Genomic DNA, 9,331 nt, shown 5'->3' with positions numbered 1-9,331 from the left:
TTTATTTTGCGGGTTGTTGGGGTATAGCCAAGCGGTAAGGCAACGGACTTTGACTCCGTCATTCCTAGGTTCAAATCCTAGTACCCCAGCCATTTTGCGAGCCATTAGCTCAGTTGGTAGAGCATCTGACTTTTAATCAGAGGGTCGAAGGTTCGAGTCCTTCATGGCTCACCAGTTTTTTAAAATCATAATAGGTGCCCTTAGCTCAGCTGGATAGAGCGTTTGACTACGAATCAAAAGGTCGGGAGTTCGAATCTCTCAGGGCACGCCACTTATCGGGAAGTAGCTCAGCTTGGTAGAGTACTTGGCTTGGGACCAAGGGGTCGCAGGTTCGAATCCTGTCTTCCCGACCATTTTTATATGCGGGTGTAGTTCAATGGTAGAACTCCAGCCTTCCAAGCTGGTCGCGTGGGTTCGATTCCCATCACCCGCTCCATATGCTTACTAGAAACGAGAAACCGAAAGGGTTGCTCGTTTTTTTGTGTTTTTGACAAAGCTTGTCCGACAGGTTATTTATGCAAAATCATGTCGAGTTGAGTCATTTTGCTTTCCGAGGCTACAATATAGGGGTAGAGAATGAATGAACGAAGGAAAGGGTGGCACTTCTATGAACAAAAACATGAGCATTGTTGGTGTACCGATGGATCTAGGTGCAGACCGCCGCGGAGTTGATATGGGACCTAGCGCTATCCGTTATGCGGGTGTGGTAGCACGCTTGGAAAAGATGGGTTTCAATATTGAAGACCGAGGAGATATTTTTGTAACGCGTCCTCACCACTTCACCGAGACGGAAAACCATAAATACCTGGATGAAGTCGTGGAAGCCAATGAAAAGCTTGCCAATGTTGTAAGCGATATCATGACTGCTGGTCGATTCCCGCTCGTATTGGGGGGCGATCACAGCATTGCCCTTGGAACCATTGCAGGTGTGGCTAAGCACGTAAAAAACCTGGGCGTGATTTGGTTTGATGCTCATGGTGATCTGAATACGGGTGCCACTTCTCCATCGGGAAATATTCACGGTATGCCTTTGGCAGCGAGCTTGGGTTATGGGCATGAGCGTCTGACGAGCATTGGGGGATATACACCAAAGGTACAAGCAGAAAACGTGGTCATCATCGGTGCGCGTGATCTGGATCAAGGTGAGCGTGAATTAATCAAGCGTATTGGAATGAAGGTTTTCACCATGCATGAAATTGATAAATTGGGTATGGCTCGAGTCATGGATGAAGCAATCGCACATGTGTCCAAAAACACAGATGGCGTGCATTTGAGTCTCGATTTGGATGGACTTGATCCACACGATGCTCCGGGAGTAGGGACGCCAGTAATAGGTGGTATCTCCTATCGTGAAGGGCATGTCTCATTGGAAATGCTGGCAGATGCAGATATTCTTTGTTCGGCAGAATTCGTAGAGGTCAACCCGATTCTAGACCGAGAAAACATGACAGCTCGCGTTGCAGTCGCTTTAATGAGTTCCGTTTTTGGTGATAAATTACTGTAAAATAAATGAAGATCATCATGAAAAAAGAGAGGCTTTTGGCCCTCTTTTTTTGTTTTTCCGCATCTTTACATTGATAGGGGAAAGCGGTACATTCTAAGGATGGAGACGAAGTTTATTTAATAGCTGGTCCAGTTGTACACTTAGCGTAACTAATTCTGGAGTAATGCAGGCTTGTTTTTTGTACTGTTCGTTGAGTTCTTTTCGCAGCATCTCAATCTCGAGGAGAACGTCTTTTTTTGACAATCGTTGCACTCTCCTTTCCACCCGTGAGATAAATGAGCTATCATTACTTATATATAGAGGAAAGCAAGACGCTTATTCCTCTATTTCCCAACAAATTATCCGCACAAACACAAGATAAAAAATGAAACCATATGCAGTAACATCCGTATATAGGATTACGGTATTGTGGGGAGGATCGCATGGATTTTGTAGAGAAACGGTTGACTCAGCGGGCAAAACGCGGAGACCGTGAAGCTTTTGCAGAGTTAATCGAGATTTATAAAGACAAGATATTTCAGCTCGCATATCGTATGGTGGGAAACCGTCAGGATGCAGAGGACATTGCGCAAGAAACATTTTTGCGTGTCTATGCCAATTTGCATTCATACGATGACAGCTATAAGTTCTCCACGTGGATCTACAGGATCGCGACCAATCTATGTATCGACCGTGGCCGGAAAAAACGACCTGACTTTTCATTGGATGAAGAAACCGAACCAGGGCAAGGCCTGGACTGGTATTCACGCCTGTCTTCTAACGAGCGAACACCGGAAGACAAAGTCGTAACGCAGGAGCTGCAGGAGACGGTGCAAGATGCTTTGTCTCACTTACAGCCCAAATATCGCTCGATTATGATCTTGCGTTATATTGAGGATTTGTCGTTGCAGGAGATCAGCGATATCGTAAAGCTTCCCATAACGACAATCAAGACGCGTATCCACCGAGGAAGGGAAGCATTACGCAGCAAGTTGCGATTGATGTGAGAAAGGAGAAAATCACGATGGAATGCCGGGATATGATTTGCCTCATCCACGAATATTTAGATGGGGACACTGATGAATTAGCCAATCTGCAATTGCAAACACATATACAGTCTTGTGTGAGTTGTCGCCAGCATATGCATGAGTTGCAGAGAGCCATCGCGTTTGTTCAAAGCGCTTCACATATTCATGTCTCTTCTGATTTTACAGCTCGTGTACTTGCGCAATTGCCTGCGCCGACAAAAGCGAATCTGTTATCAGGATGGCTTCGAAATCATCCGTTTTTGACAGCTGCAGCGGTATTTCTCTTTTTGATGACCGGCAGCGTATTCAACAGTTGGTTTGACCGAGATGACACTTTACAGGTATCCTCTGCTAATTTGGATAAATTAAAAATAGATCGTGAACGCAATGTCGTAGTTGTACCAGCAGGAACCAATATTAATGGAGACCTGGTTGTCCGCAACGGAAACGTAGATGTTCAAGGCCATGTAACAGGAAATGTTGTGGCTATTGAAGGAAAAGTGTTCGTGGCATCGACCGCCCAAGTCGTGGGAAATACCGAATCAATCGAAGCAATCGTAGATTGGATTTGGTATGAGGTGAAAAATATTGGAAATGACTTGCTTCCGATCTTGCCATAAGAGAAAATAGAGAGTACAGCTATCAGAGCACGGCAGTGGAGCCGTGCTTTTTCCGCAGGAGATAGACTGACTTCATTAGATGGAGCGAGATATGGGGGCTTCGTTATGATATCGATATCCATGGAATATGGGGATTTGCTACGGTATGCAACGGATATTTTACTCGTTACATACGTGTTCTATAAAATCATTATGCTTATTCGTGGGACGCGCGCTGTACAATTGCTGAAGGGGATTATGGTCATCGTCATCACATGGTTCCTTAGCAAATATTTTCAGCTGACGGCACTGCACGCGCTGATGAATCAAGCTTTTACATTCGGGGTTTTGGCGGTCGTCATCATCTTCCAACCGGAGTTGCGTCGAGCACTGGAGCAGCTTGGTCGAGGCAAGCTTTTTTCCCGTTCAAGCAGTACGCAGGATGACGAGGCTGTCAGCCGCTTGGTTCAAGAGGTGGGCAAATCGGTTACGTACATGGCCAAGCGTCGTATTGGTGCATTGATCGTCATTGAGAGAGAGACGGGTCTAAATGACTACGTGGAAACGGGTATTGGCATTAACGGGCGAGTCAGCTCAGAGCTGTTGATTAATATTTTCATCCCGAATACACCGTTGCATGATGGTGCAGTCATTATGCGAAAAGATATGATTATGGCTGCTGCCTGTTATCTTCCACTGTCTGAAAACAATTCCATCTCCAAGGAGTTGGGGACGCGCCATCGTGCGGCAATAGGGTTAAGTGAGGTTTCCGATGGCATTGCGATCATCGTATCCGAAGAGACTGGTCAGGTGTCCTTTGCCGCGCATGGAGCAATGAATCGCAATCTGACGGAGGCGCAACTGGCAGAGATGCTGACAGAACAGCTTCAGCCTCTGTCCAAAGGCAAATCCATGGGAAGTCGTTGGCAATGGAGGCGAAAACATGGATAAATGGTTAAACAGTCACTGGTTTGCACGTGCTGTTGCGTTGCTTTTGGCTATCATGACATGGATGATTGTCAATCTGGAAGCAGAACAAACGACGACTCCTGAGGCAAGTCAGCCAACTTTTATTGATAGTGTCAATTTGCATGTGAGATACGATACCGATCGTTATCAGGTGGTCAAGCAGCAACGAACGGTAAAGGTCGCCTTGGAAAGCAATAATCCTTTTTATCGACACAATTTCTTCCCAGAGGAATCGTGGGAAGTGTATGTCGATGCGACAAGCCTGGGCAAAGGAACACATCGTGTACCTGTCCAGTACAAGGGATTCCCGGATGAAGTCAAGGTAGGGATCATACCGAATATCGTGGAAATTACCTTGGAAGAGAAAAAGACCGTTGAGCGTGAAGTTTCCGTGGAGAAATTGGGACAGGTCGCCCCTGGTTACACGGCCGGAGAGCCAATTGTGAAGCCGTTTAGAGCGCTTGTAAGGGTACCTGAAAGCCAAGTGAATAAGGTAGCAGCAGTTAAGGCTTCGGTTGATTTGGAAGGGGCTACTTCGGCAATCAAGACAACGGTTCCGCTCAAAGTCGTGGACAAGTCTGGTAACGTGATTCAAGGGGCCGATGTGGTGCCACTTACGGTAGAAGTGAACATCCCCGTAACGAGTCCGTTTGCCAAAGTGCCAATCAAATTAAACTTGACGAATGAATTACCAAATGGCTATAGTTTGGCTAGTATGGGTATGAATGTGGAAGAGGTCACGGTCTATGGACCGAAGGAAGTCATTGATGGCATCAAATCCAACACATACCCAGGCCCGGAAATCGATCTCGGCAACATTACATCAGATCGCGATATAGAGTTAAAGATACCGTTAATGGATAATATTGTGAAGGTCGAGCCGGAGTATGTGACCGTATCGCTGAAAGTCGTTCCATCAACGACCAAGCGTTTGGATAAAATTCCGATTCGCATTAGCGGGCTATCAGAAAGCATGGAAGCAAAGGTACTATCCACCGATGGCCAAGAGATGTCTACAATCGACTTCGACGTGATCGGCGCACCAGACGTGCTGAATCAGTTGAGGCATGAAGACTTGCAGGTCGTAGCAGATGTCAGCAATATGCCGGCGGGTGTATACGAAGTACCATTGAATTACATCTTCAATCAGTCGGAGTATATCAAGACTTCTGCGGGCGCACCTAGAAAGGTCACAATTCAAATCACGAACAAGCAAAGGTAGACATAAGCTGTTGTGTGCACAAGGAAGGAAATGAGGGACAATCATGGGGAAGTATTTCGGAACAGACGGTGTACGCGGTGTAGCAAATACACAACTGACACCCGAACTGGCATTTAAAATCGGACGCGTTGGCGGTTACGTTCTCACCAGACACAAGCAGGAAGGGAAACCAAAAGTGGTGATTGGGCGCGATACGCGCATTTCCGGACAAATGCTGGAAAACGCACTTTTGGCTGGACTGTTATCGGTTGGAGCAGAAGTGGTCAGATTGGGTGTTATCTCCACCTCGGGGGTAGCGTATCTCACACGTGCACTTGGTGCAGATGCGGGTGTTATGATCTCCGCCTCTCACAATCCGTTTCCGGATAACGGAATCAAGTTCTTCGGCAGCAACGGTTTTAAACTGTCCGACGAAGTGGAAGCTGAAGTAGAACAGTATTTGGACGCGGCAGAGGACACTTTGCCTCGACCAACAGGCGAACAAATCGGGACGGTTCTGGAATTCCTGGAGGGTGGACAAAAGTACCTCTCTCACTTGAAGAGTACCGTATCTGAGCGATTTGACGGTCTGAAGGTAGTCTTGGACTGTGCAAATGGTGCTGTCTCATCATTGGCAGCTCGTCTGTTTGCGGATGTGGACGCTGAAGTGATCACGATTGGTGCGAATCCGAATGGAATCAACATCAATGACCAGTGCGGTTCAACGCATCCTGAACGTCTAGTAGAAGAAGTATTGAAGCATAAAGCAGACCTGGGTCTTTCCTTTGATGGGGACGCGGATCGCTGCATTGCAGTAGATAATAATGGTGAAATCATCGACGGCGACTATATTATGGCGGTCTGTGCACGAGCACTCAAGGCAAAAGGAAAGCTCAACAACAATACAGTTGTCACGACAGTAATGGCTAACATGGGCTTCTTCAAAGGGATGGAAGAGTGCTCCATCAATACGACGAAGACTGCTGTAGGGGATCGCTACGTAGTAGAAGAGATGCTGCGCGGCGGCTATAATCTCGGTGGCGAACAGTCCGGTCATATCGTCTTCCTGGACTACAATACGACAGGAGACGGTCTGTTAACGGGTCTGCAGCTCTTGAACATCATCAAGGAGTCTGGCAAGCCGTTGTCCGAGCTCAAACAAGTGATGGTCAAGTATCCGCAGCTTCTGATCAATGTCCGTGTAGAGGACAAGTCAAAGCTGAATGGCAATGAAGCGATTGCGCAGGCGATTCGTGAAGTGGAAGAAGATTTGGCTGGCAATGGTCGCGTTCTGGTTCGTCCGTCCGGAACAGAGCCAATCGTGCGTGTCATGGCAGAAGGTCCAGATGCGGCTCAGTTGGAAGGGCTCGTGAATCGGATTGTTGACGTGGTTAAACAAGAACTGGTGTAAAATTAGTGTAAAAAGTAGCAGGGAGCGGTTTCGATGCCGCTCCCTTTTGCATACAACTAAAATACGACGACGAGATATTGTCGCTCTCCACAATCTGTGGTACAGTGTTCATGTGCGCTAGCACCAAGAAAGAAAAAATTGGGAGGGATTGTGCAAAAAAGAACAAGCATCGTAAATCAAATGCATACCATTGAAAAGCGCCAGCACTGAGGCTGCCCGACATGGAGCCCAGTGGACGAGGTGGAGGTTTATCGAAGCATTCGGCGGATACCTCCCGGTAGCAGTATCACTGCCGCAGAGCGCAGGGACAAAACATCAGGGTGATCTGATGGACAAAACCTTGCGTGTGATATGTTTTTTGCCATTGCCGAAATAGATGAAACAGAATGATCATATAAAAAACATGGAATGGCGGGGGACTCACCCCCGTACCATTGTTCGGGTCGAAGTCCCTCGCCAAAATTGGAAGGGGACCATACACTTATGTGCGGAATCGTTGGATATATTGGAAATAAACAAGCGCAAGACATCGTGATCGGAGGACTTCGCAAGCTGGAGTATCGCGGCTATGATTCAGCAGGGGTCGCTGTCGTGAATGCAAACGGATTGGAGTACTCAAAAGCTCAGGGGCGCCTGGCTGTTCTCGAAGGTCGTTTGGAGTCGAATCCATTGGCTGGTTCTATGGGAATCGGGCATACGCGTTGGGCGACACACGGAAAACCGTCTGACGAGAACTCCCACCCACATACAGACGAGAAATCGGCTTTTGCAGTCGTTCACAACGGGATCATCGAAAACTTCCTGCCATTGAAAGAAGAGCTGCTGGAAAAAGGCTACACGTTTACTTCTGAGACAGATACCGAGGTTATCGCTCACTTGCTCGCTGACATGTACGACGGCGATATCGTTTCTACAGCGCGTCGTGCTGTTCAACGCATGCGTGGTGCCTATGCATTGGGGATCATGACAGAGCACGAGCCAGATAAGCTGGTAGCGATTCGTTTGGCTAGCCCGTTGGTAGTTGGTGTGGGTCAAGGCGAGAGCTTTATCGGTTCGGATATCCCGGCTATTTTGGAGCATACACGTGACGTGTACATTTTGAACGAAGGCGAAATGGCTGTATTGACTCGCGATGGTGTGGAACTGATGAACGCAGAGACCGGCGAGAAAATCGAGCGGGAACTGTTCCATGTCGAGTGGGATCTGGTACAAGCGGAAAAAGGCGGATATGATTCCTTCATGCTCAAGGAAATGCACGAGCAGCCTCAAGCTGTTCGCGATACCATGGGCGCCCGCATTGACGAGGACAACAAGCGAGTGATTTTGCCTGAGCTGAAAATGAGCGATGCAGAGCTGGCGACATACGATCGCATCTACATCGTGGCATGCGGTACTTCCATGCACGCAGGTCTCGTCGGTAAGGATGTTATCGAAAAATGGACTCGCGTACCTGTAGAGGTAGCAGTCGCTTCCGAGTTCCGTTATCGTGATCCGATCTACACAGACAAGACACTGATGATCGTCATCAGCCAATCTGGTGAGACAGCAGACACGCTGGCTGCGCTGCGTGAGGCGAAGAAGAGCAACGTGAAGGTATTGGCTATCACCAACGTGGTAGGCAGCTCTGTAGCTCGTGAAGCTGACGAAGTGATCTTTACGTGGGCGGGTCCAGAAGTAGCGGTAGCATCTACGAAAGCATACACCTCCCAAGTCGTTGCCCTGTACTTGTTCAGCCTGTATCTGGCTCAAGTAAAAGGCACCATGGCGGCTGCTGAGGTTGCTGAGGTCGTTGAGCACCTGAGCGAGATCCCTGGCAAAATCGCTTCCATGCTGAATGACGATGATCAAATTCGTCGCTTTGCAGAGGGCACAAAAGAGGTAAGCAGCCTGTTCTTCATCGGCCGCAGCCTCGACTATGCGGTATCGCTGGAAGGCTCTCTGAAGCTGAAGGAAATCTCCTACATTCACTCCGAGGCGTATCCAGCTGGTGAGCTGAAGCACGGTACACTTGCGCTGATTGAAGATAATGTTCCAGTTGTAGCTTTGGCTACGCAACCAGACATCTACGAAAAAACGGTAAGCAACATCGTGGAAGTAAAAGCTCGCGGCGCTCATGTACTGGGCTTTGCGACTGAAGGTAACCACGACCTGGCAAAGAGTGTGGATGAGGTCATTTACATGCCAGCCACTCTGCCAATGCTCACACCGATTCTGACCGTCATTCCATTGCAATTGCTTGCTTACTACGCTTCTGTCGCTCGTGGCCTTGACGTGGATAAACCACGGAACTTGGCGAAGAGTGTGACGGTTGAGTAGGGTAGAAGAATAAGAACATCCTTTTTGTTCAGAGATAATAAAGTCTGTCACTAAATAATAGACTTTGTCACTAGGTAATAAAGTCTGTAACTGAGTAATGAAGTTTGTCACTTTGATGTTACGTAAAAAGAACAGTGAAACCAGTAAAAAAGTGTGAAACTGCTTAGTTTAGTCCCGATGATGGAGTTAATGATCATCGGGACTTCTTTTATTCCATCAAGGGGTGATACTATTTTGACTATAGGTAACCGAATAAAGTTTATAAGAAAAGCGAATAAAGTGGACCCAATAAACTCAGCCAGTCTAACACTTAATTATCGTGTT

Annotated in this window: 8 protein-coding genes and 5 tRNA genes; 12 read left to right on the top strand and 1 reads right to left on the bottom strand. The window is 47.6% G+C overall.

Annotated features, from left to right (window positions below; all coding sequences use genetic code 11):
* The first annotated feature begins 17 nt into the window (after positions 1-17).
* The 6 genes from HPY27_RS29695 (at position 18) to rocF (ending at position 1,504) form a co-directional block, all read left to right on the top strand.
* Positions 18-92: transfer RNA gene (locus HPY27_RS29695), tRNA-Gln, on the top strand.
* Between the two features lie 6 nt (positions 93-98).
* A tRNA-Lys gene (locus HPY27_RS29690) sits at positions 99-174 on the top strand.
* 20 nt (positions 175-194) lie between these two features.
* Positions 195-271: transfer RNA gene (locus tag HPY27_RS29685), tRNA-Arg, on the top strand.
* Between the two features lie 5 nt (positions 272-276).
* Positions 277-353 (top strand) — tRNA-Pro (locus tag HPY27_RS29680).
* A gap of 9 nt (positions 354-362) precedes the next feature.
* Positions 363-436: transfer RNA gene (locus HPY27_RS29675), tRNA-Gly, on the top strand.
* Positions 437-607: 171 nt separating this feature from the next.
* Positions 608-1,504: an arginase gene (gene rocF / locus HPY27_RS29670; protein ID WP_026042930.1), complete on the top strand. Its 897-nt coding sequence runs from the start codon at positions 608-610 to the stop codon at positions 1,502-1,504.
* 93 nt (positions 1,505-1,597) lie between these two features.
* On the opposite strand, the gene HPY27_RS29665 is transcribed toward rocF, so the two are convergent.
* On the bottom strand, positions 1,598-1,756 hold the full coding sequence (locus HPY27_RS29665; RefSeq protein WP_017247071.1) for an aspartyl-phosphate phosphatase Spo0E family protein: 159 nt from the start codon (positions 1,754-1,756) through the stop codon (positions 1,598-1,600).
* Positions 1,757-1,926: 170 nt separating this feature from the next.
* Here HPY27_RS29665 and sigW point away from each other — a divergent pair, with 170 nt between their 5' ends.
* The 6 genes from sigW (at position 1,927) to glmS (ending at position 9,007) form a co-directional block, all read left to right on the top strand.
* Complete coding sequence (gene sigW / locus HPY27_RS29660) at positions 1,927-2,490, top strand: RNA polymerase sigma factor SigW (protein WP_016742677.1); 564 nt, start codon at positions 1,927-1,929, stop codon at positions 2,488-2,490.
* Positions 2,491-2,507: 17 nt separating this feature from the next.
* Entirely contained in the window at positions 2,508-3,131 is a 624-nt protein-coding gene (locus HPY27_RS29655; protein WP_017247072.1) for a zf-HC2 domain-containing protein, read from the top strand.
* Positions 3,132-3,236: 105 nt separating this feature from the next.
* Complete coding sequence (gene cdaA, locus HPY27_RS29650) at positions 3,237-4,061, top strand: diadenylate cyclase CdaA (RefSeq protein WP_017247073.1); 825 nt, start codon at positions 3,237-3,239, stop codon at positions 4,059-4,061.
* Entirely contained in the window at positions 4,054-5,301 is a 1,248-nt protein-coding gene (locus HPY27_RS29645) for a CdaR family protein (protein WP_017247074.1), read from the top strand. Before cdaA ends, HPY27_RS29645 begins: the two co-directional genes overlap by 8 nt.
* A 43-nt stretch (positions 5,302-5,344) precedes the next feature.
* Positions 5,345-6,691: a phosphoglucosamine mutase gene (gene glmM / locus HPY27_RS29640; protein WP_017247075.1), complete on the top strand. Its 1,347-nt coding sequence runs from the start codon at positions 5,345-5,347 to the stop codon at positions 6,689-6,691.
* Between the two features lie 483 nt (positions 6,692-7,174).
* Positions 7,175-9,007: a glutamine--fructose-6-phosphate transaminase (isomerizing) gene (gene glmS / locus HPY27_RS29635; RefSeq protein ID WP_069852815.1), complete on the top strand. Its 1,833-nt coding sequence runs from the start codon at positions 7,175-7,177 to the stop codon at positions 9,005-9,007.
* Positions 9,008-9,331 lie beyond the last annotated feature (324 nt).

The sequence above is a fragment of the Brevibacillus sp. HB1.1 genome, from assembly GCF_013332445.1.
Classification (GTDB): domain Bacteria; phylum Bacillota; class Bacilli; order Brevibacillales; family Brevibacillaceae; genus Brevibacillus; species Brevibacillus porteri.
Note: the sequence above shows the minus strand (reverse complement) of the source record. Positions and strands in the feature narration are given on the sequence as shown.

Bases quoted from the DNA above. Each gene is read 5' to 3' on its own strand.
- rocF (WP_026042930.1), top strand. From the start codon at position 608: ATGAACAAAAACATGAGCATTGTTGGTGTACCGATGGATCTAGGTGCA.
- sigW (WP_016742677.1), top strand. From the start codon at position 1,927: ATGGATTTTGTAGAGAAACGGTTGACTCAGCGGGCAAAACGCGGAGAC.
- HPY27_RS29655 (WP_017247072.1), top strand. From the start codon at position 2,508: ATGGAATGCCGGGATATGATTTGCCTCATCCACGAATATTTAGATGGG.
- cdaA (WP_017247073.1), top strand. From the start codon at position 3,237: ATGATATCGATATCCATGGAATATGGGGATTTGCTACGGTATGCAACG.
- HPY27_RS29645 (WP_017247074.1), top strand. From the start codon at position 4,054: ATGGATAAATGGTTAAACAGTCACTGGTTTGCACGTGCTGTTGCGTTG.
- glmM (WP_017247075.1), top strand. From the start codon at position 5,345: ATGGGGAAGTATTTCGGAACAGACGGTGTACGCGGTGTAGCAAATACA.
- glmS (WP_069852815.1), top strand. From the start codon at position 7,175: ATGTGCGGAATCGTTGGATATATTGGAAATAAACAAGCGCAAGACATC.